This window comes from Micromonospora sp. ZG13 (assembly GCF_059359355.1).
This window is the reverse complement of the sequence record NZ_JCADBQ010000021.1, coordinates 42,447-67,597: the sequence shown is the minus strand read 5'-3', so window position 1 is coordinate 67,597 and position 25,151 is coordinate 42,447. Positions and strand designations below refer to the sequence as shown.

Genomic DNA, 25,151 nt, shown 5'->3' with positions numbered 1-25,151 from the left:
GATGGCCGGCGTGACTTCACGGGCGGTACTGGTGACGGGGGCCTCGCGCGGCATCGGGCGGGCGGTGGCGACCGCGTTCGCGGCAGGCGGCGACCGGGTGGCGATCCACCACCGGGACTCCGCGGAGCTGGCCGACGGGCTGCGCGCCGAACTGCCCGGCGGGGGGCACGTCGTCGTCCGCGCCGACCTGACCGACCCGGACGCCGTACGGGCCATGGTCGACGAGGCGGCCGGCCTGCTGGGCGGGCTGGACGTGCTGGTCAACAACGCCGGCGTGTACGGCGAGCGGGACGCCCCGCACCCGGTCTTCGGCGCCTCCTACGAGCAGTGGCGCGCGCAGTGGCGGCAGGTGCTGGAGACCAACCTCACCGGGGCGGGCAACGTCATCTGGTGCGCCGCGCAGCACATGCGCGACCGGGGCGGCCGGATCGTCAACGTCTCCTCCCGGGGAGCCTTCCGGGGCGAGCCGGAGCAGCCCGCGTACGGGGCGAGCAAGGCGGGGCTGAACGCACTGGGCCAGTCGCTGGCGGTGGCCCTCGCCCCGTACGGCATCACGATCGCCACGGTCGCCCCGGGCTTCGTGGAGACCGACATGACCACCGGCCACCTGAGCGGGGATCGGGGCGCCGCGATCCGGGCGCAGAGCCCGTTCAACCGGGTGGCCCGCCCCGAGGAGATCGCCGCCGCCGTGCACTGGCTCGCGTCCCCGCAGGCGGAGTGGGCCTCCGGCACCATCGTCGACCTCAACGGCGCGTCCTACCTGCGGAGCTGACCCGGGCCCCGTCCCTCAACGAACTCCCAGCGTGGCGGGGGTGACGGTGGGCACTGCCGGGGTAAGGGTTGCCGGCATGACGGACAGCGTGCTGGACCTCACCGACGACTACCAGGTGGTCGACGGTCACGACGACGATCCCGTACTGCTGCGCCCGGACGGCAGCCCGGTGGACACCTGGCGGGAGGACTACCCGTACGACGAGCGGATGGCGCGCACGGAGTACGACCACCACAAGCGGCTGCTCCAGATCGAGCTGCTAAAGCTCCAGGACTGGATCCGGGAGTCCGGCGAGCGTCTCGTGATCCTCTTCGAGGGGCGCGACGCGGCCGGCAAGGGCGGGACGATCAAGCGCTTCATGGAGCACCTCAATCCGCGCGGCGCGTCGGTGGTGGCCCTGGCCAAGCCGAACGAGCGGGAGTCCACCCAGTGGTACTTCCAGCGGTGGCTCGGGCACCTGCCGGCGGCCGGCGAGATCGTGCTGTTCGACCGGTCCTGGTACAACCGCGCCGGGGTGGAGCGGGTGATGGGCTTCTGCACCCGCAAGGAGTACCTCGAGTTCCTACGCCAGGCCCCCGAACTGGAGAGGATGCTGGTGCGCTCGGGCATCCGCCTGGTCAAGTTCTGGTTCTCGGTGTCCCAGAACGAACAGCGCACCCGGTTCGCCGTCCGCCAGGTCGACCCGGTGCGGCAGTGGAAGCTCTCCGACATGGACATCGCCTCACTCGACAAGTGGGACGAGTACACCGAGGCCAAGGAGGCGATGTTCTTCTACACCGACACCGCCGACGCCCCGTGGACGGTCGTGAAGAGCAACGACAAGAAGCGGGCCCGGATCGAGGCGATGCGCCACGTGCTGAGCCGCTTCGACTACACCGACAAGGACCACGAGGTGGTCGGCGTACCGGACCCGCGGATCATCGGCCCGGCCGGGCTGGACCTGGACCCGCAGGAGCAGCCGGTCCACGTCTTTCCCAGGCTCTGACCCCGCCGGGCGCCCGCCCCGACCAGCCTGGACGCGATGCCCTGGCCGGCGACGGTCACCGACGAGGCCCGCACCGCCGGTGACCGACCCCCGTCGGGCCGGGTGCCGCCGTCGGTCACCAGTGGCCGAGGCGGGTGGCCAGGACGCTGAGGGCAGCCACCCCGGCGGTCGACGTACGCAGCACCGAGGGTCCCAGCCGCACCGGCCGGGCGCCCGCCTCGGTGAAGGCGGTCAGCTCGGCCGGGGCGATGCCGCCCTCCGGGCCGACGACCAGCACGATCTCGCCGGCGGCGGGCAGCTCGACGGTGGTCAGCCGCTCCCGCGCCTCCTCGTGCAGGACGAACGCCGCGGCGGCGCCGGCGATCCGGCGGGCCACCGTCGCGGTGGACTCGTCCGGAGCGCCGGCCACCACCGGAAGCCACGATCGGCGGGCCTGCTTCGCCGCCTCCCGGGCCGTCGCCACCCACTTCTCCCGGGCCCGGGCGCCCCGGTCGCCGCGCCACTGCGCCACCGAGCGGGACGCCGCCCAGGGCACGATCTCGTCCACCCCGACCTCGGTCATCGCCTGCACGGCCAGTTCACCCCGGTCGCCCTTGGCGATGCCCTGCACCACCACGAGCCGGGGGACGGACGCGTCGACGTACCCCCGGGAGACGACGTCGAGTTCGAGGGTGCCCCGGCCGACGGCCGTGACCACCGCGGACGCGGTGCCGCCCCGGCCGTCGGCGAGCAGCAGTTCCTCGCCGACGCGCAGCCGTTGCACGGTGGCGGCGTGGTGCCCCTCGGGGCCGCCCAGGGTGAGCTGGTCGGCGGTGGGCAGCGACTCGACCAGGAACAGCGGCGCGGACACGACGATCAGGCTAGCCGCCCTGGCGGACCCCGGGGCGGTTAGGCCGGTCAGGCGTGGCCGTTGAAGGCGTCGCGCATCCGGGAGAAGAAGCCGCCCTGCTTGGTGAGCTCGGCGACCTCCTCGCCCCGGGTCTTGGCGAAGTCGCGCAGCATCTTCTCCTGGTCGGCGTCGAGCTTGGTGGGGGTGCGCACGTCGAGGTGCACGTAGAGGTCGCCCCGGCCGGTGCCGCGCAGGTGCGGCACGCCCCGCGCGCGCAGCCGCATGGTGCTGCCCGGCTGGGTGCCGGCCTTGACGTCGACCGTCTCCTCGCTGTCCAGCGTCTTGATGGTCAGCCGCGTGCCGAGCGCCGCCGCCGTCATCGGCACCGTGACCCGGCAGTGCAGGTCGTCGCCCTTGCGGGAGTAGACGTCGTGCGGCCGCTCGTGGATCTCCACGTAGAGGTCGCCGGCCGTGCCGCCGCCGGGGCCGACCTCGCCCTGCTGGGCGAGCCGGATGCGCATGCCGTCCTCGACACCCGCCGGGATCTTGACGGTCAGCGAACGCCGGGTGCGGACCCGGCCGTCGCCGGCGCAGGTCGGGCACGGGTGCGGAATGGTGGTGCCGTAGCCCTGGCAGACCGTGCACGGCCGGGCGGAGACCACCTGACCGAGGAAGGTGCGCTGCACGGACTGCACCTCGCCCCGGCCGGCGCACGCCTCGCAGGTGGCCAGGTGGGTGCCGGCCGCCGTGCCGGCGCCGGAGCAGGTGGTGCAGAGCACGGCGGTGTCGACGGTGATCGGCGCCTCGACGCCGAACGCGGTCTCGTGCAGGTCCAACTCCAGGCGCAGGATCGCGTCGGCGCCGGGCCGGGTCCGGGGTCGGGGACCCCGCGAGCCGCCGGCCGCGCCGCCGAAGAACGCGTCCATGATGTCCTGGAAGCCGACGAACGGCCCGGCGCCGCCGGGGCCACCCGGGCCACCCGCGCCCCCGCCGCCGGGGGCGAGCGGGTCGCCGCCCAGGTCGACGATCTGCCGTTTCCGGTCGTCCGAGAGGACCTCGTACGCGGCGTTGATGTCCTTGAACTTCTCCTGGGCCTCCGGATCCGGATTCACGTCCGGGTGGAACTGCCGCGCCAGCTTGCGGTAGGCGCGCTTGATCTCGTCGTCGGAGGCTTCCCGGCTCACCCCGAGAATGCCGTAGTAGTCCCTGGCCACTGCGTTCCGTGTCCTCATGTTCGTCTCGCGTTGCGCCGGTCGGCGGCGGGAGCCGGCCGTCGGCCCTGACTGGTCAGTTCTGGGCCAGCAGCTCGCCCACGTAGCGTGCCACGGCCCGCACCGTGGCGATGGTGCCGGGGTAGTCCATCCGCGTCGGCCCGAGCACACCGAGGCCGCCGACGCTGGTCGTGCCCGGCCCGTAGCCGGTGCTGACCACCGAGGCGGCGCGCAGGTTGTCGATCTCGTTCTCGTCGCCGATCAGCACCCGCGTCGTGCTCGGCTCGGCCTCGCCGATGAGCTTGAGCATGACGACCTCCTCCTCCAGCGCCTCCAGGATGGGGCGCAGGGAGCCCTGGAAGTCGAGCAGGCCACCCCGGGTGAGGTTGGCCGTGCCGGCCAGCGCGATCCGCTCCTCGTGCCGCTCGATCAGCGTCTCCAGCAGCACGGTGGAGAGGGTGGTCATGGCCGGGCGCAGGTGCGGCACCGACTCCTCGACCAGGGCCTGCACCAGCGGCGGGGTCTCCGACAGCCGGGTGCCGACCAGCTTCTCGTTGACCAGCCGGCGCAGGTCGGTGACGTCGTCGGCGGGGATCGGGGCGGGCAGCTCGACCAGCCGCTGCTCGACCCGGCCGGTGTCGGCGATCATGACGAGCATCAGCCGGGTGGTGGAGATCGGCACCAGCTCCAGGTGACGCACCGAGGAACGGGCCAGGCTCGGGTACTGCACGACGGCGACCTGCCGGGTCAGTTGCGCCAGCAGCCGGACGGTGCGGTGCACCACGTCGTCGAGGTCGACGGCGCCGACCAGGAAGCGCTCGATGGCCCGGCGCTCGGCCGGGCTGAGCGGCTTGACCCGGGACAGCCGGTCCACGAAGAGCCGGTAGCCCCGGTCGGTGGGCACCCGGCCGGCGCTGGTGTGCGGCTGGCGGATGTAGCCCTCCTCCTCCAGCACGGCCATGTCGTTGCGGACGGTCGCCGGCGAGACCCCCAGCTGGTGCCGTTCGACCAGCGCCTTGCTGCCCACGGGCTCCTGCGTGGCGACGTAGTCCTCGACGATCGCGCGCAGCACGGCGAGCTTGCGGTCGTCGAGACCCATCCTCCCCACCTCCTGTCGCACGTCGGCACCGGCACGCGGGGGCCGGGCGGGCTGGTTGCTGGCACTCGACTGTAGCGAGTGCCAGTCTACGTCGGCGGGGCCCCCGACGCGATGATCGACCTGGGGCGATCGGTCCGATCGCCGACCGTGCCGGCCCGTCCGCGGGCGCCCGGGACCGGCCATTCGGACATCCCGACCGGTGTCACGCTGGTGCCGCCTTGCCGGCTGCCCCTACCGTGACCTCCATGACCGAACCACCTCGCCCTCCCGGAGCGGGGGACCCCGGCTTCCCGCCGGACCCGACCGCCCCGTCGGGGGTCCCCGGCCCCGCCGGCTCCGACGAATCCACCGCTCCACTGTCCGGGGCACCGGGCCCGGGCAGCCATCCTCCGCCCGGTGGCTATCCGCCGCCCACCGGTGACCAGCCGCCGTCGGGCGGCTATCCCCCGCCCGGCGCGTACCCGCCGCCCGGCGACCTTCCCCCACCCGGTGGCTTCCCGCCGCCCGGGGCCGGCTATCCGCCGCCCGATGGCTTCCCGCCGCCCGGGGCCGGGTATCCCGGCGGGGGCGGCTACGGTGCGCCGACGGGCGGCTACGCCAGCAACGACGACAAGAACTGGGCCCTCATCGCCCACTTCGGCGGCGCGGTCGGCGTGATCGTCGGCGGTGGCCTGCTCGGCTGGCTGGCGCCGCTGATCGCGCTGATGGCCCGGGGGCAGCAGTCCCCGACCGCCCGGGCGCACGCCGTCGCGGCGCTGAACTTCCAGCTCACCTGGACGATCGTCGGGGTGCTGAGCTGGGTGGTCACGCTGATCACCTGCGGGGTGCTGTTCTTCGTCCCGATGCTCGTCTGGCTGGTGCCGCTGATCTTCGGCATCATCGGCGGCGTCAAGGCCAACGAGGGCGTGCTCTACCGCTACCCGATGACCTACAGCTTCACCAGGTGACCCGGGTCGGCCGCTCCCCCGGCCGGCCCCGGCACGCGGTTCAGGGCAGCAGGTCACGCACGACCGCGTCGGCGAGCAGCCGGCCGCGCAGGGTCAGCACGGCCCGCCCGGCCGCGTGCTCGTCGGCGGCCAGCAGCCCGGCGCCGAGGGCCCGCGCGGCACCGGCCCGGCCGGCCTCGTCGAGGGCGTCCAGCGGCAGCCCGGAGGCGAGGCGCAGCCGGAGCATGACGTCCTCCATGTGCGCCTCGTCGGCGGTGAGCACCTCGCGGGCCAGGCCGGGCGACCCGCCGCCGGCCAGCCGCTTCGCGTACGTCGTGGGGTGCTTGACGTTCCACCAGCGCACGCCGCCGACGTGGCTGTGCGCGCCCGGGCCGAGACCCCACCAGTCGGCGCCGGTCCAGTAGAGCAGGTTGTGCCGGCACCGAGCCGCCTCGTCGCGGGCCCAGTTCGACACCTCGTACCAGGAGAGACCGGCCGCGCCGAGGGCGGCCTCCGCGGCGAGGTAGCGGTCCGCGGCGACGTCGTCGGAGGGGTACGGCAGCTCGCCGCGCCGCATCCGCGCGGCCAGCCGGGTGCCGTCCTCCACGATCAGGGCGTACGCGCTGACGTGGTCCACCCCGGCGGCGACGACCTGGTCGAGGGAGGCGGCGAAGTCGGCCTCGGTCTCCCCCGGCGTGCCGTAGATCAGGTCCAGGTTGACGTGGTCGAACCCGGCGTCGCGCGCCTCGCGGGCGGCGGCGACGGCCCGGCCGGCGCTGTGCGTGCGGTCGAGGATCGCCAGCACCCCGGGGGCGGCGGACTGCATGCCTAGCGAGATCCGGGTGTAGCCGGCGGCCCGCAGCGCCTTGAGCGACTCCGGCGTGACCGACTCGGGGTTGGCCTCGGTGGTCACCTCGACGTCGGGCGCGAGCCCCCACGTGCGGTCGATGCCGTCGAGGATCCGGGCCAGGTCGTCGGCGGGGAGCAGCGTCGGGGTGCCGCCGCCGACGAACACGGTGTCGACCCGGGGCGGCGGGGCGTCGCCCAGCACCCGGCGGGCGAGCGCCAGCTCGGCCAGCACGGTGTCGGCGTACCCCTCCCGGCTCGCCCCGCCGCCCAGCTCGGCGGAGGTGTAGGTGTTGAAGTCGCAGTAGCCGCAGCGACTGGCGCAGAACGGCACGTGCACGTACACGCCGAAGCCGCGCGCGCCGACGGCACGGGTGGCGGTGGCGGGCAGCGACCCGTCGACGGGGACGGTTTCGCCTTCTGGAAGGACGCCGGGCATGGCCACTAGTGTGCCCTTCCATGACCTCTCCCGACGTGCTCGTACGGGCCGCCACGGCCCGTGGGGTGACCACGCTCACCCTGGACAGCCCGCACAACCGCAACGCGCTCTCCACGCCGCTGATGACCCAGCTGCTGGCCGGCCTCGCCGAGGCGGTCGCCGACGACGCCGTACGCGTGATCGTGCTGGACCACACGGGCCCGGTCTTCTGCTCCGGCGCGGACCTGAAGGAGACCGCCGCCGCGTACGCCAGCGGGACCGTGCCGGCCGGGATGCTCGGCGACGTGCTCGCGGCGGTCTGGGAGTGCCCGAAGCCGGTGGTGGCGAAGGTGGCCGGTCCGGCCCGGGCCGGCGGCCTGGGCCTGATCGCGGCGGCCGACCTGGCGGTCTGCGCGCGGGAGGCGACGTTCGCCTTCACCGAGGTGCGGATCGGGGTGATCCCGGCGGTGATCTCCGCGACCGTGCTGCCCCGGCTGCACCCCCGCGCGGCGGCCGAGCTCTACCTGACCGGCGACACCTTCGACGGCCGGCGGGCCGCCGAGATCGGCCTGGTCACCGCCGCCGTGCCGGCGGACGGGCTGGACGCGGCGGTTGCGGGGTACTGCGACTCTCTGGTGCGGGGGGCACCGGGCGCGCTGGCCGGGGCGAAGCAGCTGCTGCGCCGGCCGCCCGCCACGGACCTGCGGACGGAGATCGCCGGGCTGTCCACCCTGTCGACCGGGTACTTCCTGTCGGAGGAGGGGCGCGAGGGCGTCCTGGCGTTCCGGGAGAAGCGGCCGGCGCGCTGGGTGCCGACCGACGGCGACGCCACGGCGGGCGAGGGGCGGTAGGGCGAGGACCGCGCGGGGGTGCAGCCGGGGCAGCACGGTCGCGGCCGGTGACGCCCGGGGTGAGGCCGCGCGGGAAACGGGAACGTCCGGACCCCCGGGCCGCCCGGTGGCCGGTGCCACACCGGGCGGTCGGGCGGAACCGGTCGGACGACCCGCACGGCGCCACGGGGGACGTACGCTTGTCGGACTGTCGATCAGGGGGTGTGGGTGCGTACTCGCGCAGTCGTGGCGGGCGGCGTCGTCCTCGTCGTCCTCGCCGTGGTCGGGATCTGGGTCGTCGTCCGGCAGATGGGCGGGCAGTTGCGCCTTCCCCTCGCCAGCCGGACGTGCACGGTGCAGGCGGACGGCCGGGTGGCGCTGGACGCCGACCAGATGGCCAACGCGGCGACGATCGCGGCCATCGGCATCCAGCGCAAGATGCCCGAGCGGGCCGTCGTCGTCGCGCTGGCCACCGCCTACCAGGAGTCCGGCCTGCGCAACCTCGCCGGCGGCGACCGCGACTCGGTCGGGCTGTTCCAGCAGCGCCCGAGCCAGGGCTGGGGCACCCCGGAGCAGATCCGCGACCCCCGCTACGCGGCCGGCAAGTTCTACGCCGGGCTCAAGAAGGTGCGCGGCTGGGAGCGGATGCGGGTCACCGACGCGGCGCAGAAGGTGCAGCGCTCGGCCTTCCCCGAGGCGTACCAGAAGTGGGCGGACGAGTCCGAGGTGCTGACCCGGGCCCTCGTCGGGCACGCCACCGGCGCCGTCGCCTGCACTGTGGGCCGCGACCCGGCGATGCGCGGCGAGGCCGCCGCGATCGCGCTGACCCGCGGCCTGGCGCTGGACTGGGGCCTGGCCGGCGCCAGCACCGCGGCGAGCCTGACGGGCCTGACGGTCCCCGCCGCCGACGAGCGTCGGGGCTGGCGGTACGCGCACTGGCTGGTCTCCCACGCCCAGGACCACGGCGTGAAGCGGGTGCGCTTCGGCGACCTGGAGTGGACGGCCCGCGCGGGCACCTGGAACCGGACCGACGACGCCCCGGCCGACGGTCGGGTGGTCGCGGAGGTCTTCGCCGAGGCGTAGTGGCCCTCGATCTCCTTACCGGCAGTCACCGCGTAAACCGGCATTACGGTCGATAGGCCCCGTCGAATCCCCGACACGCTGCGCGGCGTGACCGCACTACTCCCCTGGGTCCGCGCTACGGTCGCATATCGGGCCGGGCAGTACCTCGCCCCGGAACCAGCGCGTTACGATCGGCGGCCTGTGCCAGCAATGGTTTCGCCTCATGGGGAGGGGTACGTCGAGGTGTTCGACTACGGCGACCGGACCGGTTACGAACCGATCAGTGACACCGACCGCAAGGAGTTCCACGAGCAGGGCTTCCTCCTGCTGCGCAACGTGCTGACGGAGGACCACCGGGCGGCGCTGGAGGCGGCGGTGGACCGCGTCTACGCCGAGGAGCAGGCGAAGGGCACCACCACCAAGGACGGCACCCTGCACCTGCTGGGCTTCCTGGAGCGCGACGAGCTCTTCGGTGACCTGCTGACCCACCCGATCGCCTTCCCGTACATGTGGGGCCTGGCCGGCTGGAACATCTACACCCACCACAACCACCTGGACGTCACCCCGCCGGCGGCGGAGCCGGAGAAGCCCTACTGGGGGTGGCACCAGGACGGGTACCGGCAGAACTCCGACCCGGAGACGATGGACCCGAACCTGCCCCGGCCGATGTTCTCGCTGAAGGTGGCCTACGTCCTGTCCGACCTGTCGGAGAAGGGCCGGGGCGCCACGAAGGTGATCCCGGGCAGCCACCTGTGGAACTCGCTGCCCCGCCCGGAGGACACCTCCGTGCACAACCCCGACCCGGAGGGCACGGTGGAGATCACCGCCAACCCCGGTGACGCCTTCATCTTCGACCGCCGCCAGTGGCACTCGCGGTCGACCAACCTGTCGACCATCACCCGCAAGATGCTCTTCGTCGGCTACACGTACCGGTGGATCCGGCCGCTGGACGAGCTGCACATCGACAAGGACGGCGAGTGGTGGGCCAACCGCACGCCGGTGCAGCGCCAGCTCTGCGGTGAGGGCACCCACACCGCCAACTACTGGGGCATCAACTGGGACGGCTACATCGACGACGAGATCCCGCTGCGCAAGGAACTCAAGCAGCGCGGTCTGCTCGACCGCAGCGTGCCCTGGCTGCGCTGAGCCGCACCCGCGCCGACGCCGGACGGGCCCCCTCCCCCACGGGACGGGGCCCGTCCGTTCGTGTGGGTCGCGCCGGTCAGCCCGTGCCGGCGAGCCGACGGCGTGCCTTCTCCCGGAGCCCTTCCGGCAGGTCGGCAGCGTCGAGCAGCCGGGGCAGCAACTCCGGCTCCAGGCTCAGGGCCCGGAACACCTCGCCGATCGTCACCCCGTGCGCGGGCCGGTCCACCACCGCGACCGGGTCGCCCGGGCCGACCTCTCCCTCGCGCAGCACCCGCAGGTACGCCCCGGGCGCTGCCCGCGCCGTGAACCGTTTGATCAGGTCGGGCACACCCCAGAAGCCGGCGAACGTCCGGCAGGGCGTACGCGGCTTGGTCACCTGGAGCAGCGCCGAGCCGACCGCCCACTGCTCCCCGACCACGGCGCCCGTCACGTCCAGCGCGTGCGTGGTGAGGTTCTCCCCGAAGGCGCCGGGGCCGATGTCGCGGCCCAGCTCCCCCGCCCACCAGGCGGCGTCCTCCCCGGCGTACGCGTAGACCGCCTGGTCCGGGCCGCCGTGGTGGGCGCGTTCGCCGATGAAGTCGCCGGCCACCCCGTCGGTGCGCAGCAGCGCCGGGCCGTCGACCGGCCGCTTGTCGATGCCACTGCGGCCGCTCGCGTCGCCCGCCCATTTCGCCTCGGTCACGATGCCGATGTTCACCGAAGCCAGCCTGCCCGTCATGGCGGTCAGCCTAGCCCGCGCGGCCGTCGACGACGGGGGCCAGGAAGGGCCCCCGGCGTCGGCGGGGGGCCCTTCCCGGCACGGGCTCAGCCCTTGACGGCTCCGGCCACCAGCCCGGAGACCATCCGCCGCTGCACCAGCAGGAAGAAGACGATCACCGGCAGGGTGAACAGCGTGGAGGCGGCCATCACCGGGCCCCAGGCGGTGTCGTCGCGGCCGAAGAAGAACGTCATCGCGACCGGCAGCGTGTAGCTCTCCTGGTCGTTGATGAAGGTCAGCGCGAAGATCAGCTCGTTCCAGGCGGTGATGAACGAGAAGATGCTCGTGGCCACCAGCCCGGGCGCCACCAGCGGGAAGAGCACCTTGCGGAAGGTCTGCGCCCGACTGGCCCCGTCGATGGCGGCGGCCTCCTCCAGTTCCTTGGGCACGGCGGCGACGAAGCCGCGCAGCATCCAGACCGCGAACGGCAGCGAGAAGCCGAGGTAGGTGAGGATCAGGCTGGGCAGGGTGTTGTAGAGCCCGAGCCGCTGGATCATCAGGAACAGCGGGATGACCAGCGCCTCCAGCGGGATCATCTGCACCACCAGCAGCATGATCAGGAACGTGGTCCGCAGCTTGAACCGGAACCGGGCCACCGCGGTGGCGGCCAGCAGCGCAACGAGGCCGCTGAGCACCACCGTGGAGACCGCCACCAGCGCGCTGTTGAGGAAGAAGTCGGCGAACGTGACGCCCGGGATCAGGTTGCCGGTGAGGATCTGCCGGTAGTGCTCCAGGGTCGGCTCGCTGGGCACCGGCCGGGGGGTGGACGAGAAGATCTCCGAACTCGGCTTCAGCGAGGTCGCGATCATCCAGTAGACCGGGAACGCCGCGAAGAGCGCCACCAGCAGCCCCGCGCCGTTGAGGGCGAGCCGCTTCGCACCCCCGCCGCCTCCGCGTCGCGTCACGCGTCCTCCTCCTGCTTGAGCACCATGCGGACGTAGAGGCCGGTCACCACCAGCAGGATCAGGGTGAGGATCACCGCGATCGCGGCACCGAGGCCGTACTTCGGCGGGGGCGAGAACGCCTCCGCGTACGAGTAGATGGAGAGCATGAACGTCGGCCGGTCCTGCGTACCGCCGGCCAGCACGAACTGCTGGGTGAAGACCTTGAAGTCCCAGATCGTGGAGAGCACGACCAGGATCCCGAAGACCGGCCGCAGCAGCGGGAAGGTGATCTTCCAGAACACCTTCCACGGCCCGGCCCCGTCGACCCGGGCCGCCTCGTGCAGCTCGCTCGGCACGCTCTTGAGCCCGGCCAGCACGCTGACCGCGATGAACGGGAACGAGTGCCAGACCACCACCAGGGTCAGGATCGAGAAGAACAGCAGGGGCGAGTTGAACCAGCCGTAGCCGGTCCAGTCGCTGCGCCCGAAGAGGCTCTGCGACAGCCCGTCGGGCAGCGCGTTGAACAACCAGGTGACCAGGCCGCTCGTGTCGTCGAAGATCCACTTCCAGACGATCGTGCCGGTCAGCGCCGGGGTGGCCCAGGCGAGCATCACGCAACTGGCCACGAAGGCGGCCATCCGCCTGCCGAGCCGGTTGAGCAGCAGCCCGACCAGGGTGCCCAGCACCATCGTGAGCGCGACGTTGGCCACGGCGAAGAGCACCGTGTTGCGCAGCACCGTCAGGAAGAACGGGTCGCTGAGGATCTCGGCATAGTTGCCGAGGCCCACCCACGGCCACTCGCGGTCGCCGCGCAACTGTCGGACGTTGTTGAGCTGGTGGAAGGACATCACCACCACCTGGCCGAGCGGCCAGAGCAGTAGCACGCCGATGATCACCAGACAGGGCAGGAGCAGCAGGTAGGGCAGGCGGTCCACCCGGCGACGCCGCCGCGCGGGGGTCTCCCGCGCGGCGGCCGTCTCCGGCGCCTCGGTCAGCGTGGTCACTTGGCGTTGAGGATGCTTTCCATCTCCGCGGCCGCGTCGGCGGTAGCCTTCTCGACCGTCTTCTGACCCTTCATGACCGAGCTGTTCATCGCCTGGGTCACCGTCTTGGTCCGGCTGACCTCGACCCACTTGGGGGTGAGCGGCGTGAGCTTGGTGTTCTGCATCGTGGTGGCGAACGCCGCCATGATCTTGTCGCTGGCGTACTTGTCGCCACCGACAAGGTCCTTGTAGACCGGGAAGAAGCCGAGGCTGTCGGCGAACGCCTGGTCGTTCTTCTTGTTCAGCAGCACGGTCAGGTAGTCCCAGGCGAGATCCTGCCGCTCGCTGTCCTTCCAGATCGCGACGTCGGAGCCGCCGGCGAAGCCGGGCGCCGCCTTGCCGTCGGGGCCGGGGATCGGGAACGTGCCCCAGACCTTCTCGATCTCCGGGTTGTCCTTCTTGATGGCGCCCTGCTGCCAGCTACCGCCGAAGGCCATCGCCGCCTTGCCGGTGGCGAACTGCGTCCGGGCGTCGATCTCGTTCCAGCCCGCGGCGGCCGGCGGGGCCACCTTGTGCACGGTCACCAGGTCGGTCCAGAACTTGACGGCCTTCTGCGCCTCCGGCGTGTTGTAGCCGGACTTCCAGGAGTCGCCCTGCTGCGTCGCGATCTCCGCGCCGGCGCCCCAGAGGAACGAGTAGAAGGGCAGCTCGGAGTTGCCGGGCAGCGCGATGCCGTACGTGCCGGGCTTCTTGGCCTGCACGGTCTTGGCGGCGGAGACCAGTTCCTCCCAGTTCGTCGGCGGCTTCACGCCCGCCTCGGCGAACCAGTCGGTGCGGTAGTACATCCCCCGCACGCCGGCGTACCACGGCACGCCGTACTGCTTGCCGTCGAGCTGGGCGTTCTTGACCAGGTCGGGGAGGATGTCCTTGCCCTCGGTCCAACCGTTCATCCGGTCGGTCACGTCGGCCAGCGCCTCCTGCGCCGCCCAGCCCTGGGTCTCGGTGTTGCCCAGCTCCGTGATGTCCGGCCCTTCGCCGCCGGCGAGGGCGGCCTGGAACTTCTTCGGCGCCTCGAGCCAGGGGATGTACTGGACCACCACGTCCGTGTCCGGGTGCTTCTGCCGGAACTCGGTCTCGACGCCGTCGAGGAACTTGGTCTGCGCCTCGCTGCCCTCGCCCATCATCCAGACCGTGAGCTTGCTGTTGTCGGCAGCCTTGTCGTCATCGGAGCCACCGCAACCGGCCAGGACCATCGCGGCCGAGGCCACGACGGCGGTGACCGGGGCCAGCCGCTTCCACCTGTTCACGCCACATCTCCCTCGCGCCGCTTGGCACTAACCTTCTCCGCCGCACCTTAGTAGGAAAAATTCCTTTACGACAGTGGGCGGTCGGCGGAAGAGAGGCGACGGTACCGCAGCGGACCGATCACGCGCGGCCCGGCGCGGGGGCGAAACCGGACGCACCGAGACCATCCGGGCGCACGCGAAACGGGCGCCCGACCTGTGCGGTCGGACGCCCGTCGAGCGGTACGGGGATTACCGGTGGGTGACGCTCCGGCGACGACCCACGCCGGCCACCAGGGCCACCGCGATCGCGGCCAGCACGACCTGGACCAGCAGCTCGCCCCAGTCGATGCCGGCGGTCGACGTGGCGATACCCATCGCCCGAGCCAGCACGGTGCCCAGCAGCGCGGCGCCCACACCGATCAGCATGTGCAGCCACATCGGCATGTTCTGGCGGCCCGGCACGAGCAGGCGACCCAGAGCGCCGACAATGAGACCAACGATGAGCGCGGTGACGATGCCCCAAACGGTGAGCTCCATGTCGCCCTCCTCCTTGAAAGAATCAGTTCCACTGTCCGTGGTGTTCCTGTCGTGACCGCTAAGTTCCCGACCGCCCGAAAATCCAAACCGACTTTCCGGGGCACCGTTCCGACGGGCACCCGGACCGGACTTCCGGCACGGCCGCGACGCCGCCCCGGTCGACCGGAGGCCGGGTGCACGCGCGCGCGGGAATCCATGCGACGGGACCCCGGGCGTACGCGAAACGGGCGCCCGACCTGTGCGGTCGGACGCCCGTCGAGCGGTACGGGGATTACCGGTGGGTGACGCTGCGGCGACGACCCACGCCGGCCACCAGGGCCACCGCGATCGCGGCCAGCACGACCTGGACCAGCAGCTCGCCCCAGTCGATGCCGGCGGTCGACGTGGCGATACCCATCGCCCGAGCCAGCACGGTGCCCAGCAGCGCGGCGCCCACACCGATCAGCATGTGCAGCCACATCGGCATGTTCTGGCGGCCCGGCACGAGCAGGCGACCCAGAGCGCCGACGATAAGACCAACGATGAGCGCGGTGACGATGCCCCAAACGGTGAGCTCCACGTCGCCCTCCTCCTTCTAAAAGAATCAGTTCCACTGTCCGTGGTGTCCCTGTCGTGACCGCTAAGTTCCCGACCCGCCAAAAACCCAAACCGGTTCGATCGAGGAGGACGACGTCGTACGTCAATGGCGCACCGCGCGGCGAATGGCCCCGGGCGATCGTCCGCGCAGGTCGCGCCCTTGCCCGCGGTGAGTTGCGGCGGGGCCGCCGGGGCCGGAAAAAACCTTCGACGCGAACGGCCGGTGCCCCGGCCGGGCGGGACCACCGAGGGGTCCGCAGCCCGGCCGGGGCACCGGCCGTCGTACGTCGTCTCGCGCCGGCCGACACCGGCGGGGGGTCACTTCTTGCCGGACCCCTTGGCGTCGCCGGAGTCGGAGGAGAGCGCGGCGATGAAGGCCTCCTGCGGGACCTCCACCCGGCCCACCATCTTCATCCGCTTCTTGCCCTCCTTCTGCTTCTCCAGCAGCTTGCGCTTACGGCTGATGTCACCGCCGTAGCACTTGGCGAGCACGTCCTTGCGGATCGCCCGGATGGTCTCCCGGGCGATCACCCGGCTGCCGATGGCCGCCTGGATCGGCACCTCGAACTGCTGGCGCGGGATCAGGTTGCGCAGCTTCGCCGCGATGGTGACGCCGTAGTTGTAGGCCTTGTCCTTGTGCACGATCGCGCTGAACGCGTCCACCGGCTCGCCGTGCAGCAGGATGTCGACCTTCACCAGGTCGGACGCCTGCTCCCCGGAGGGCTCGTAGTCCAGCGAGGCGTAGCCCTTGGTACGGCTCTTCAACTGGTCGAAGAAGTCGAAGATGATCTCCGCGAGGGGCAGCGTGTAGCGCAGCTCCACCCGGTCGGCGGAGAGGTAGTCCATGCCGAGCAGGCTGCCCCGGCGGCCCTGGCAGAGCTCCATCACGGCGCCGACGTAGTCGTTCGGGGTGAGCACCGTGGCGCGCACGACCGGCTCGTACACCTCGGCGATCTTGCCCGTGGGGTACTCGCTCGGGTTGGTCACGACGATCTCCTCGCCGTCCTCGGTGATGGCCCGGTAGACCACGTTCGGGGCGGTGGAGATGAGGTCGAGGTTGTACTCCCGCTCCAGCCGCTCCCGGATGATCTCCAGGTGCAGCAGGCCGAGGAAGCCGCAGCGGAAGCCGAAGCCGAGCGCGCCCGACGTCTCGGGCTCGTAGTCGAGCGCGGCGTCGTTGAGCTTGAGCTTGTCCAGCGCCTCGCGCAGGTTGGGGTAGTCGGAGCCGTCGATCGGGTAGAGGCCCGAGTAGACCATCGGCTTCGGGTCCTTGTAGCCGCCGAGTGCCTCCTTCGCCGGCCGGGTGTTGATGGTGATCGTGTCACCCACCCGGGACTGGCGGACGTCCTTCACGCCGGTGATCAGGTAGCCCACCTCGCCGACGCCGAGCGCGTCGGCCTTCACCATCTCCGGCGAGATGACGCCGATCTCCAACAGCTCGTGCACGGCGGCGGTGGACATCATCTTGATCCGGTCGCGGGCGCTGATCCGCCCGTCGATGACCCGGACGTAGGTGACCACGCCCCGGTAGACGTCGTAGACCGAGTCGAAGATCATGGCGCGGGCGGGCGCCTCCGCGTCGCCGATCGGGGGCTTGAACTGCCGGACGATCTCGTCGAGCAGGTACGGCACACCCTCGCCGGTCTTACCGGAGACCCGGATGCAGTCGGCCGGGTCGCCACCGATGAGGTGGGCCAGTTCCTCGGCGTACTTCTCCGGCTGGGCGGCCGGCAGGTCGATCTTGTTGAGCACCGGGATGATGTGCAGGTCGTTCTCGAGCGCCAGGTAGAGGTTCGCCAGGGTCTGCGCCTCGATGCCCTGGGCGGCGTCGACCAGCAGGATCGCGCCCTCGCAGGCGGCCAGCGACCGGGACACCTCGTAGGTGAAGTCGACGTGGCCCGGAGTGTCGATCATGTTGAGCACGGCGGCCTCGCCGGCCCGGTCGCCCTCCCGGATGGTCCAGGGCATCCGGACGGCCTGGCTCTTGATCGTGATGCCGCGCTCGCGCTCGATGTCCATCCGGTCGAGGTACTGCGCACGCATCTGCCGGGGGTCGACCACGCCGGTGAGCTGCAACATCCGGTCGGCCAGGGTCGACTTCCCATGGTCGATGTGGGCGATGATGCAGAAGTTCCGGATGCGCGCCGGGTCGGTGGCACCAGGAGCGTTCGCGCCGGAATCGAGCGTCGGTGGCACAGCGGTCCGTTCTGGTCGGCTGACGTGAGCGGGCCGGCACGACGCCGGCCCCCTCTATGCTCCCACGTCGCCGCCGCGCGTCCGCTGTGCGGGCGATCCCCGCCGCCGGGAGCACCCCGGGAACGCCGCCCCGCGCGGGATCACGCCGACCGGTGCGGGCCCGGCCGGGTCACTCGGCGGGCGGCTCGACGAAGAGGGCGGCGAGCTTCGGCAGCCGCCGCTTCGCCTCCTCCTCGTCGTCGAAGTCCCAGAAGTCGTTCAGGTCCGGCACCGGCACCGGCGCCGGGTCCGCCGGCAGTTCGGCGGCGGTGGCCCGCCGGTACGCGTCCCACGGCACCGCGAGCATCTGCGCGGCCGAGAACTCCTCACCGCTGAGCGAGGCAGCCCTGACCTGCGGCAACGTGGCCAGCGAGTCCGGGTCGGCGACGGCGCGCGCGAAGACCTCCCGGCCCTGGGTCATCAGCCAGCCCCGGAAGTGGTGGAAGCCCTCGTCGGACACGCCACCGTTGATCAGGTAGGCGGCGCCCCAGAGGTCGACCCGGTGCGAGGCCGACAGCACCCGCGCCTGGTGGCGGGCGTACCCGACGATGTCCTCCGGGTCGCGCTCGGCGAGCAGGGCGACGGCCCGCGCGGCGACCGCGTGCGGCTCTCCCCCGCCGTCGGCCCGGGCCCGGTCGATCAACTGCCAGAAGTCGTCGGTCCTCATGGCCTGGCAGTCTGGCAGACCGCGCCGCCGCCCCCGCCCCGCCACGGCACCACCCGGCGGGTCGCGGGCTCCGGGCGCCGTGGCGGTGCGACGGCCGGCGGGCGGCCCGGCGGCGTGACCTGACGCGCGCGGGCATCCGGACGCCGTGGCGGTGCGGTGGGTGCGGCGCGGCGGGCGGCCCGGCAGCATGGTGGCGTGACGTCGACGTCCCCGCCTCCCGTGCCGTACCACGCGACCGCCCACCGGCCGCCGTGGGCGACGCTGCCGGCGGCGCTGCGTACCGCCATCGGCGACCGCCTCGGCGCGCCCGTGGTCGCCGCGCGGGTCGCCGGGGCCGGCTTCACCCGCGGCTTCGCCGCCGTGCTCCGCACCGCCGCCGGCGACCGGGCCTTCGTGAAGGCCGCGGCCACCGCCGAGCATCCGCGACTGGTCGACTGGTACGCCCGGGAGGCCGCGATCCTCGACCGGCTCCCGGCCGGGCTGCCATCGCCCCGCCCCCGGTGGACGCTGTACGAGGCCGGCTGGTTCGCGCTCTGCCTCGACGCCGTCGACGGGCACACGCCCCGGCTGCCCTGGGACGCGGCCGAACTGGCCGCGACCCTGACCGGGTACGCCGACGTCGCCGCCGCGCTGGCCACCGCCCCGGCCGAACTGCTCGGGCTCGGGCCGCCCCACCTCGCCGACCTGGCCCGCGACGACATCCTCTGGTGGGGCGAGGTTGCCGCCGGCCGGGAGCCGGCCCCGCCGCTCCCCGCGCCCATGCGGCGCCGCCTGCCCGACCTGGTCACGCTGGAGTCCCGCCTCCCGGCGTACGCCGCCGGCGCGACCGGCCTGATCCACGGGGACCTGCGGCTGGACAACGTGCTCATCGACAGGGCGGGGCGGGCCTGGTTCTGCGACTGGACGTGGCTCTGCCGGGGGCCGGCCTGGTTCGACCTGGTCACCCTGCTGCTCACCGCGTACGCCGACGGCCTCGACGCCGACGCGCTCTTCGCCCGGCACCCGGCGGCTGCGGGCGCGCCCCCCGACGCGCTGGACGCCACCCTCGCCGCCCTGTCCGGCTACTTCCTCACCACCGCCGCGGCGACGCCGCGGACCGCGTCGCCGCACCTGCCGGCGCACCAGCGGTGGAGCGGCGAACAGTCGCTCGGCTGGCTCGCCCGGCGGCAGGGCTGGACCTGAGCGGAAGCCCGCCGGCCAGGGCGGAGACCGAGCCGTTTTGGCTCGTCCCGGGCGACCTGGTAACCTGGCTCTTCGCGCAGCGATGACGCATGCTCGTCGCGCGCGGAAGCAGACCAACCCGAGCTATCAAGACGAGGCTGTCGCGTGGCGAACATCAAGTCCCAGATCAAGCGCAACCGGCAGAACGAGAAGCGCCGGCTGCGTAACAAGTCGGTCAAGTCGTCGCTGAAGACCGCCGTCCGGAAGTTCAACGAGGCCGCTGAGGCCGGTGACGTCGAGAAGGCCACCATCCTCATGCGGGACGCGTCGCGCAAGCTGGACAAGGCGGTCAGCAAGGGCGTGATCCACTCGAACCAGGCCGCGAACCGCAAGTCCGCGATCGCCAAGCGCGTGGTGGCGCTCTCCGCCTGACGAGGCGACCTGAAGACCTGACCGGAAGCCCCGGGCACGACCCGGGGCTTCCGGCTGTCTGCGTTTCACGCCGCTCCCGCCGGCCCTAACGGTGCGCCGCGCTGCGGATGTGCCGTCGGTCGCTGCGGCTCGCCGTCGTTCGCACGCCAGATCTTGGCGGAAACGGGCTCCCATCAGGGCCATTTCCTTCCAGGATCCAAGCGGGGTGACCCCAGGTGCTCCTTCCAGAGCCTCAAGCGGGGCAACCCCGGGTGCTCCTTGCAAGGTCTCAAGCGGGTCCCCGGGTGGGCCATCGGACTGCCGGGCACCCAGGGGTCGTCGGGTCGGTCGTCGCGTCGCCGTGCCCGGCCTTCGACCGGCGGCCGGGCGTCAGCCCAGCGGATCGGGGTGGGCGCGCTGCGGGCCGAACTCGGCGTCCGCGCGGCCACCGTCCCGCTCCCCCGTGCCGTGCCGCGGGTGCACCTGCCGGTCGCCCACGACCCGGGCGGCGCGCGGCGCCGACGACACGGTGACGACGACGCCCGGCACGCTGTGCCTGACCCAGTCGACCCTGGCCCGCCCGACCACGGGCTCCATCTGCTGACGGAAGCGGTCCCGTTCCTGCTCGGGTACGAGGGCGGCGGACCGGACCACCGCCGCGGCCACCATGTCGTTGAGCTTCACCATCGCGGCCACCGTGGCGGGCAGGATGAGCACCGCCCACCAGGTGACCAGCTCGGCGAGGGCGAGCAGCGCGGCGAGCGCGACGGCGCCCTCGAAGAAGAGGAAGCAGAGCACCCCGCCCGGGTTGACGAAACGCAGCCCGAGTACGCGCGCGTAGAGGGGACGGTAACGCTCCTCGTCGGCGGGGATCGTGGCCCACGAGCCGCGGGGCGATCCGCTCACCGGGCGCCACCCTGCCGGGCGGCGGCGACCGAGAAGACGGCCCGCTCCAGCGCGTACGCGCGGTCGTCGGAGCCGCCCTTGACGGCCGCGTTGCACTCGGCGGCGGCCCGCATCGCCTGGACCAGGCCCTCGGGCGTCCAGCCACGGGCCCGCTGCTGGGCGGACCTGATCTTCCACGCCGGCATGCCGAGGGTGCTCGCCAGCTGGAAGGGGTCGCCCCGCCCGGCGGACGCGACCCGGGCAACGGTGCGGACGCCGTCGGCGATCGCGTCGGCGATCGGCACCGGGTCGACCCCCACGTGCAGCGCCCAGCGCAGCGCCTCCAGCGCCGCCGGCACGTCGCCCACCATGGCGGCGTCGGCGACGGTGAAGCCGGTCACCTCGACCCGGCCCCGGTAGTAGCGGGAGACCGTGTCGGCGCCGATCCGGCCGTCGGTGTCGGCCATCAGCTGGGAACAGGCGGCGGCCAGCTCGCGCAGGTCGTTGCCGACCGCCGCGATCAGCGCCTCGGCGGCGTCGTCGGTGCACTTACCGCCGGCCCGGCGGATCTCGTCCCGGACGAAGGCCACCCGCTCACGGTGCCCCTTCAGCTTGGCCGCCGGCACCACCGTCGCGCCGGCCGCCTTCAGCCCGTCGGCGAACGCCTTGCCCTTGGCCGCGCCGAGGTGCAGCACGACCAGCTGCACGTCCGGGTCGGGGTTCTTCGCGTACGCCAGCAGGGCCGTCACCAGATCCTTGCGGGCGTCCTGGCCGGCGCGCAGCACCAGCACCCGACGCCCGCCGAAGAGGGAGGGGCTGAGCGCCTCGGCGATCTCGCCGACGAGGAGCGCGCCGGCCTGGTATTCGCGGACGTCCACGTCGGGGTCGACGGCGCGCGCCTTGGCGACGGCTTCGGTGACCGCGCGCGTGGCGAGCAGCTCCTCGTCGCCGAGGACGAGCAGAATAGGAGCGAGGCTGGCGGCGGTCACGCCGCCCATATTCGCACGGCCGGCGGCCTGATCCAGTCTGCTCGTCGGCACTCCGGCGGCAGAGCCCGCACTCAGTGCAAATCCAGACATTCACCTCAGTCCACCGCTAAAGCCGATAATCGGCATTGATTCCTACGGCTGCCTGCCGGGTGGCGTGCCGCGCGTCACCACTCCGAGGCCGACCCCGCCGAGCACCGCCGCCACGTCCCCCTCCGTGTCGGTGCGCAGCACCCGCGCCCCGCTCCGGGCCAGCCGCCCGAGCACCGCCGGATTGGGGTGCCCGTAGGTGTTGCCCGTCCCCACCGGCACGAGGGCGATCCGGGGCCGGACCGCGTCCAGGAAGGCCGGGTCCTGGTAGGCCGATCCGTGGTGCGCGACCTTCAGCACCTCGGCCCGCAGCCCGCCCGGCGCCGTGTCGTCCAGCAGCGCCCGCTGTTCCTCGGTCTCGGCGTCCCCCGCGAGCAGGATCCGTACGCCGGAGACGGTGGCGAGCAGCATCAGCGAGTTGTTGTTGGGATCCGACCGGGTGCCGCGCAACGGACGGGGCGGGCCGATGACGGTGAACTCGACGCCACCCTCCCGGTACCGCCAGCCGGCCGCGCCCGCCACCACGTCGACGGAGTGCGCCGCGGCCTCGGCCAGGACCAGTCCCCGCCCGGCGGCGGGCTCCGGCCACTGCGGTGTGAGTACCGCGCCCACGGGCCGGTTCCGGAACACGCCCGCGACGCCGCCGGTGTGGTCGACGTGGAAGTGGCTGATGACCAGCAGCGCGACCTCCCGTACGCCCAGCCGCCGCAGGCAGCCGTCGGCCGCCCCCGGGTCCGGCCCGGCGTCGATGACCACCGCCCGGCCGGCCGCCACCGGCAGCACCACGGTGTCGCCCTGGCCGACCGCGCAGGCGGCGACCACCCACCCGGCCGGGGGCCAGCCGGGGGCGGCCAGTCGTACGGGCAGCGTGCCGGCCACCACGGCGACGACGACCACCGCCACCAACCGGCGGACCACCGGGTGCCGGGTGGCGACGAGCAGCGCGACGGTCAGCCCGGCGAGCAGCAGGGCGCCCGTCGCTCCGCCCGGCCACGGCAGCGTGCCCGCCGGCAGCCGCGCCCCGTGCCGTGCCACCGTGACCAGCCACCAGGCCGGCCAGCTGGCCAGCCAGGCGAGGAACTCCGCCCCGGCCGGCCAGAGGGGCGACACCGCCGCCGCCAGCACGCCGAGCACCGTGGCGGGCGCGATGGCCGGCACCGCGAGCAGGTTCGCCGGCACCGCGACCAGGCTCACCGTGCCCGAGATCCCGGCCACCACCGGGGCGCAGGCGAGCTGCGCGGCGGCCGGCACGGCCAGCGCCTCGGCGAGCCCGGCCGGCACCCCCCGACGCCGCAGCCCGTCGCGCCACCTCGGGGCGAGCAGCAGCAGGCCGCCGGTGGCGAGCACGGAGAGCGCGAAACCGGCGTCGCCGGCCAGCTCCGGGTCGACCAGCACCAGCACGGCCACCCCGGCGGAGAGGGCGGGCAGCGCCGCCCGGGGACGCCCGGCCGCCAAGGCGGCCAGCCCGATGGCGCCCATCGTGGCGGCCCGCACCACGCTCGGCGAGGGCCGGACCAGGATGACGAAGCCCACCAGGGCCAGCCCGCAGAGCCCGGCGGCCAGCCAGGGCCCGGCCCGTGCCCAGCGGGCCAGCAGCAGCACCGCCCCGACGACGATGGCCACGTTGGAGCCGGAGACCGCGTTCAGGTGGGTCATGCCGGTGGCGAGGAAGTCCTCCTCGACGGTGGGCGGCAGCCGGCTCGTGTCGCCGACCACCAGGCCCGGCAGCAGCCCGCCCTGCTCGTCGGGGAGCGGGACGCAGGCGCGTTGCAGACCGGCGCGCAACGACCCGGCGGCCCGCTGCGGCGACGGGGCGGCCCCGTGCGGCGACGGCGGGCCGGCCGCGCTCAGCACGGCCGCCGTCAGGTCGCCGCCTCGTGGGGCGGCGAGACGTCCTTCGGCGGTCAGCCGCTGACCGGGCAACAGCCCTCGCCAGCCGGGGTCGGTGGCGAGGACCAGCACGCGGGCGGGGGTGGCGACCCGCCGCCCGTCCGGGCCGGTGAACCCGGTCAGCTCGGCCGGCACGAGCAGGGTGGCCGGGCGCCCGGCGACGCCGCGTACGGGGCGGGGGTCGTCGCGGACGACCAGGTCGGCGGTGACGACGGCGCGCTCCTCGACCAGGGCGCGGACCGGTCCGGCGTCGCGGACGGACAGCCGGGCGGCGGTCGCCGTCGCACCGCAGACCACGCCGAGCAGGACGGCGACGGCGATCCAGCCGTACCGCCGGACGGGGCCGGCCGGCCGCCCGAGGACGCCCAACAGATGCAGCCCGCCCAGCCCTGCCGCCCCGGCAGCCACCGCGGCCAGCAGCAGGGTCCCGCCGACGGTCAGGTGCAGCCCGGCCAACGCCGCGAGCCAGGTGGCCACCGCCAGGCCGGCCAGCCGCAGGTCGATGGCCGCCGCGGCCCGCTCGCCGCCGGCGTCGCCGCCGCCGACGGCTCCGGGGCAGGACGGGCCGTGCACGCCGCGCGCCGTCACACCGTCACCAGGTCCTTGAGCTGCTCGTAGCGGGCGTCGCCGATGCCGTCGACCTGGCGCAGGTCGCCGACCGAGCGGAAGCCGCCCTGCTGGTCGCGGTGGGTGAGGATGCGCTGGGCGAGCACCGGCCCGACCCCCGGCAGCGCGTCGAGCTGCGCCAGCGTCGCGGTGTTGAGGTTGAGCCGTCCCCCGACGCCGGGGGCCCCGGGTGCGCCGCCGGGTGCCGCCCCGGGCGGGGAGGCCGCGCCCGGCGGTGCGGCCACGCCGACCAGGATGAGCTCCCCGTCGGCGACCTTGCGGGCCGGATTGAGCAGAGCGACGTCCACCCCAGGCAGCGCCCCGCCGGCCGCCTCCACGGCGTCGGCGACCCGGGCGCCGGCCGGTACGCGGACCAGCCCGGGGCGGCGTACCTTGCCGGCGACCGCGACGACCAGCTCGCCGGCGGCGGTGGCGGCCGGCTCCGCGAGGCCGGTCACCGCCGCCCCGGACGCCTCCGCCGTGACCACCGGACGGACCGGCTCGGTCTGCGGCCGGGACCGCCAGGCCCAGAAGCCGGCCCCGAGCACCACCAGCACCGCGACGGCGGCCAGCGCCCGCACCCCCCGCCGGCCCGGGTCGAACGCCCCCGGTCCCGGCAACCGGGACGCCGTCCCCGGGGCGCGGGCCGGCGGGTCAGGCTCCGGCAGCGCCGCCGCGTCGGCCGGCGACGCCGGTGTGCGGGACGGCAGCGCCACGACCGGCTCCGCGACCGAGCCCGGCCGGTCGACGGACGGCCCGACGGGCCTCCGATGATCGCCGGACAGCCCGGCCGGCCCCCGACGTTCGTCGGACGGCCCGGCGGGTTCGCCGGGCCATTCCAGGGGATCGGCGGGCCCGCCGGGGTGCGCCCGTGCGGCGCTCGACGGCCGGCCCGCCACCAGCCGGCGCAGTCGTTCCCGGACCACCGTCTCCTCGTCTTCTGACACGACGCGAAGCTAGGTCCGCGAGCCCGGGTTGCGCGGCCGGCGGGGGTACGGCTGTGGATGACGGCGCCGCTTGTGGACAACCGCCTGATCATGCGGGCGATGTGCTAGGACGGCGAAGGACCGCAG

Annotated in this window: 24 protein-coding genes; 8 read left to right on the top strand and 16 right to left on the bottom strand. The window is 73.5% G+C overall.

What is annotated here, in order from left to right; genetic code table 11:
* The first annotated feature begins 10 nt into the window (after positions 1–10).
* On the top strand, positions 11–772 hold the full coding sequence (locus AC5L34_RS27475; protein ID WP_441177836.1) for an SDR family NAD(P)-dependent oxidoreductase: 762 nt from the start codon (positions 11–13) through the stop codon (positions 770–772).
* A 76-nt stretch (positions 773–848) separates the two neighbouring features.
* Complete coding sequence (gene ppk2 / locus AC5L34_RS27470; RefSeq protein WP_441177835.1) at positions 849–1,757, top strand: polyphosphate kinase 2; 909 nt, start codon at positions 849–851, stop codon at positions 1,755–1,757.
* 115 nt (positions 1,758–1,872) lie between these two features.
* Here the strand turns inward: ppk2 and AC5L34_RS27465 are convergent, their stop codons facing one another.
* From AC5L34_RS27465 to hrcA, 3 genes are all read right to left on the bottom strand, one after another.
* Complete coding sequence (locus AC5L34_RS27465; protein ID WP_441177834.1) at positions 1,873–2,607, bottom strand: 16S rRNA (uracil(1498)-N(3))-methyltransferase; 735 nt, start codon at positions 2,605–2,607, stop codon at positions 1,873–1,875.
* Between the two features lie 47 nt (positions 2,608–2,654).
* Positions 2,655–3,800: a molecular chaperone DnaJ gene (gene dnaJ, locus AC5L34_RS27460; RefSeq protein ID WP_172896642.1), complete on the bottom strand. Its 1,146-nt coding sequence runs from the start codon at positions 3,798–3,800 to the stop codon at positions 2,655–2,657.
* 73 nt (positions 3,801–3,873) lie between these two features.
* On the bottom strand, positions 3,874–4,896 hold the full coding sequence (gene hrcA, locus AC5L34_RS27455; protein WP_101412363.1) for a heat-inducible transcriptional repressor HrcA: 1,023 nt from the start codon (positions 4,894–4,896) through the stop codon (positions 3,874–3,876).
* 245 nt (positions 4,897–5,141) lie between these two features.
* Here hrcA and AC5L34_RS27450 point away from each other — a divergent pair, with 245 nt between their 5' ends.
* Positions 5,142–5,843 (top strand): DUF4870 domain-containing protein, encoded by a 702-nt coding sequence (locus AC5L34_RS27450; protein ID WP_494827622.1) that lies wholly within the window; start codon positions 5,142–5,144, stop codon positions 5,841–5,843.
* Positions 5,844–5,883: 40 nt separating this feature from the next.
* Here AC5L34_RS27450 and hemW read toward each other — a convergent pair whose 3' ends face one another.
* Positions 5,884–7,107 (bottom strand): radical SAM family heme chaperone HemW, encoded by a 1,224-nt coding sequence (gene hemW / locus AC5L34_RS27445; RefSeq protein WP_441177832.1) that lies wholly within the window; start codon positions 7,105–7,107, stop codon positions 5,884–5,886.
* 20 nt (positions 7,108–7,127) lie between these two features.
* Between hemW and AC5L34_RS27440 the strand changes: the two genes are divergently transcribed.
* The 3 genes from AC5L34_RS27440 (at position 7,128) to AC5L34_RS27430 (ending at position 10,124) form a co-directional block, all read left to right on the top strand.
* Complete coding sequence (locus tag AC5L34_RS27440; RefSeq protein ID WP_494827621.1) at positions 7,128–7,937, top strand: enoyl-CoA hydratase-related protein; 810 nt, start codon at positions 7,128–7,130, stop codon at positions 7,935–7,937.
* Positions 7,938–8,138: 201 nt separating this feature from the next.
* Positions 8,139–8,999, top strand: coding sequence for a hypothetical protein (locus tag AC5L34_RS27435; protein ID WP_441177830.1), 861 nt, complete (start codon positions 8,139–8,141; stop codon positions 8,997–8,999).
* A 189-nt stretch (positions 9,000–9,188) separates the two neighbouring features.
* Positions 9,189–10,124: a phytanoyl-CoA dioxygenase family protein gene (locus AC5L34_RS27430; RefSeq protein ID WP_088998884.1), complete on the top strand. Its 936-nt coding sequence runs from the start codon at positions 9,189–9,191 to the stop codon at positions 10,122–10,124.
* 76 nt (positions 10,125–10,200) lie between these two features.
* On the opposite strand, the gene AC5L34_RS27425 is transcribed toward AC5L34_RS27430, so the two are convergent.
* The 8 genes from AC5L34_RS27425 to AC5L34_RS27390 all read right to left on the bottom strand — a co-directional run bounded on the left by AC5L34_RS27425 (position 10,201) and on the right by AC5L34_RS27390 (position 18,049).
* On the bottom strand, positions 10,201–10,842 hold the full coding sequence (locus AC5L34_RS27425; protein WP_441177829.1) for an MOSC domain-containing protein: 642 nt from the start codon (positions 10,840–10,842) through the stop codon (positions 10,201–10,203).
* A gap of 86 nt (positions 10,843–10,928) precedes the next feature.
* A complete protein-coding gene (locus AC5L34_RS27420) occupies positions 10,929–11,786 on the bottom strand; it encodes a carbohydrate ABC transporter permease (protein ID WP_101412369.1) in 858 nt (285 codons plus the stop codon).
* Positions 11,783–12,769: a carbohydrate ABC transporter permease gene (locus tag AC5L34_RS27415; RefSeq protein WP_441177828.1), complete on the bottom strand. Its 987-nt coding sequence runs from the start codon at positions 12,767–12,769 to the stop codon at positions 11,783–11,785. Before AC5L34_RS27415 ends, AC5L34_RS27420 begins: the two co-directional genes overlap by 4 nt.
* A complete protein-coding gene (locus AC5L34_RS27410; protein ID WP_357724322.1) occupies positions 12,766–14,055 on the bottom strand; it encodes a sugar ABC transporter substrate-binding protein in 1,290 nt (429 codons plus the stop codon). Before AC5L34_RS27410 ends, AC5L34_RS27415 begins: the two co-directional genes overlap by 4 nt.
* Before the next feature lie 228 nt (positions 14,056–14,283).
* Positions 14,284–14,571, bottom strand: coding sequence for a GlsB/YeaQ/YmgE family stress response membrane protein (locus AC5L34_RS27405; RefSeq protein ID WP_088998878.1), 288 nt, complete (start codon positions 14,569–14,571; stop codon positions 14,284–14,286).
* Between the two features lie 271 nt (positions 14,572–14,842).
* Positions 14,843–15,130 (bottom strand): GlsB/YeaQ/YmgE family stress response membrane protein, encoded by a 288-nt coding sequence (locus AC5L34_RS27400; RefSeq protein ID WP_088998878.1) that lies wholly within the window; start codon positions 15,128–15,130, stop codon positions 14,843–14,845.
* Between the two features lie 335 nt (positions 15,131–15,465).
* A complete protein-coding gene (gene lepA, locus AC5L34_RS27395) occupies positions 15,466–17,343 on the bottom strand; it encodes a translation elongation factor 4 (RefSeq protein ID WP_441177827.1) in 1,878 nt (625 codons plus the stop codon).
* A gap of 169 nt (positions 17,344–17,512) precedes the next feature.
* Positions 17,513–18,049, bottom strand: coding sequence for a DUF4240 domain-containing protein (locus AC5L34_RS27390; protein ID WP_494827618.1), 537 nt, complete (start codon positions 18,047–18,049; stop codon positions 17,513–17,515).
* A 195-nt stretch (positions 18,050–18,244) separates the two neighbouring features.
* On the opposite strand from AC5L34_RS27390, the gene AC5L34_RS27385 reads away from it, so the two are divergent.
* Complete coding sequence (locus AC5L34_RS27385; RefSeq protein WP_494827617.1) at positions 18,245–19,231, top strand: phosphotransferase; 987 nt, start codon at positions 18,245–18,247, stop codon at positions 19,229–19,231.
* Positions 19,232–19,375: 144 nt separating this feature from the next.
* The gene (gene rpsT, locus AC5L34_RS27380) at positions 19,376–19,642 is read left to right on the top strand and encodes a 30S ribosomal protein S20 (RefSeq protein ID WP_101412375.1); all 267 of its coding nucleotides are present in this window, start codon (positions 19,376–19,378) and stop codon (positions 19,640–19,642) included.
* Positions 19,643–20,011: 369 nt separating this feature from the next.
* On the opposite strand, the gene AC5L34_RS27375 is transcribed toward rpsT, so the two are convergent.
* The 4 genes from AC5L34_RS27375 to AC5L34_RS27360 all read right to left on the bottom strand — a co-directional run bounded on the left by AC5L34_RS27375 (position 20,012) and on the right by AC5L34_RS27360 (position 25,025).
* Entirely contained in the window at positions 20,012–20,527 is a 516-nt protein-coding gene (locus AC5L34_RS27375; protein ID WP_441177824.1) for a hypothetical protein, read from the bottom strand.
* Positions 20,524–21,504 carry a DNA polymerase III subunit delta gene (gene holA / locus AC5L34_RS27370; RefSeq protein ID WP_441177823.1) on the bottom strand — a complete coding sequence of 327 codons (981 nt, stop codon included), beginning with the start codon at positions 21,502–21,504 and terminating at the stop codon, positions 20,524–20,526. Before holA ends, AC5L34_RS27375 begins: the two co-directional genes overlap by 4 nt.
* 123 nt (positions 21,505–21,627) lie before the next feature.
* Positions 21,628–24,060: a ComEC/Rec2 family competence protein gene (locus tag AC5L34_RS27365; protein ID WP_494827615.1), complete on the bottom strand. Its 2,433-nt coding sequence runs from the start codon at positions 24,058–24,060 to the stop codon at positions 21,628–21,630.
* Complete coding sequence (locus tag AC5L34_RS27360) at positions 24,057–25,025, bottom strand: ComEA family DNA-binding protein (RefSeq protein ID WP_494827613.1); 969 nt, start codon at positions 25,023–25,025, stop codon at positions 24,057–24,059. The genes AC5L34_RS27365 and AC5L34_RS27360 overlap by 4 nt, the downstream gene beginning before the upstream one ends.
* Positions 25,026–25,151 lie beyond the last annotated feature (126 nt).

Bases quoted from the DNA above. Each gene is read 5' to 3' on its own strand.
- ppk2 (WP_441177835.1), top strand. From the start codon at position 849: ATGACGGACAGCGTGCTGGACCTCACCGACGACTACCAGGTGGTCGAC.
- hrcA (WP_101412363.1), bottom strand. From the start codon at position 4,896: ATGGGTCTCGACGACCGCAAGCTCGCCGTGCTGCGCGCGATCGTCGAG.
- AC5L34_RS27450 (WP_494827622.1), top strand. From the start codon at position 5,142: ATGACCGAACCACCTCGCCCTCCCGGAGCGGGGGACCCCGGCTTCCCG.
- hemW (WP_441177832.1), bottom strand. From the start codon at position 7,107: ATGCCCGGCGTCCTTCCAGAAGGCGAAACCGTCCCCGTCGACGGGTCG.
- AC5L34_RS27440 (WP_494827621.1), top strand. From the start codon at position 7,128: ATGACCTCTCCCGACGTGCTCGTACGGGCCGCCACGGCCCGTGGGGTG.
- AC5L34_RS27430 (WP_088998884.1), top strand. From the start codon at position 9,189: ATGGTTTCGCCTCATGGGGAGGGGTACGTCGAGGTGTTCGACTACGGC.
- AC5L34_RS27425 (WP_441177829.1), bottom strand. From the start codon at position 10,842: ATGACGGGCAGGCTGGCTTCGGTGAACATCGGCATCGTGACCGAGGCG.
- AC5L34_RS27405 (WP_088998878.1), bottom strand. From the start codon at position 14,571: ATGGAGCTCACCGTTTGGGGCATCGTCACCGCGCTCATCGTTGGTCTC.
- AC5L34_RS27390 (WP_494827618.1), bottom strand. From the start codon at position 18,049: ATGAGGACCGACGACTTCTGGCAGTTGATCGACCGGGCCCGGGCCGAC.
- holA (WP_441177823.1), bottom strand. From the start codon at position 21,504: ATGGGCGGCGTGACCGCCGCCAGCCTCGCTCCTATTCTGCTCGTCCTC.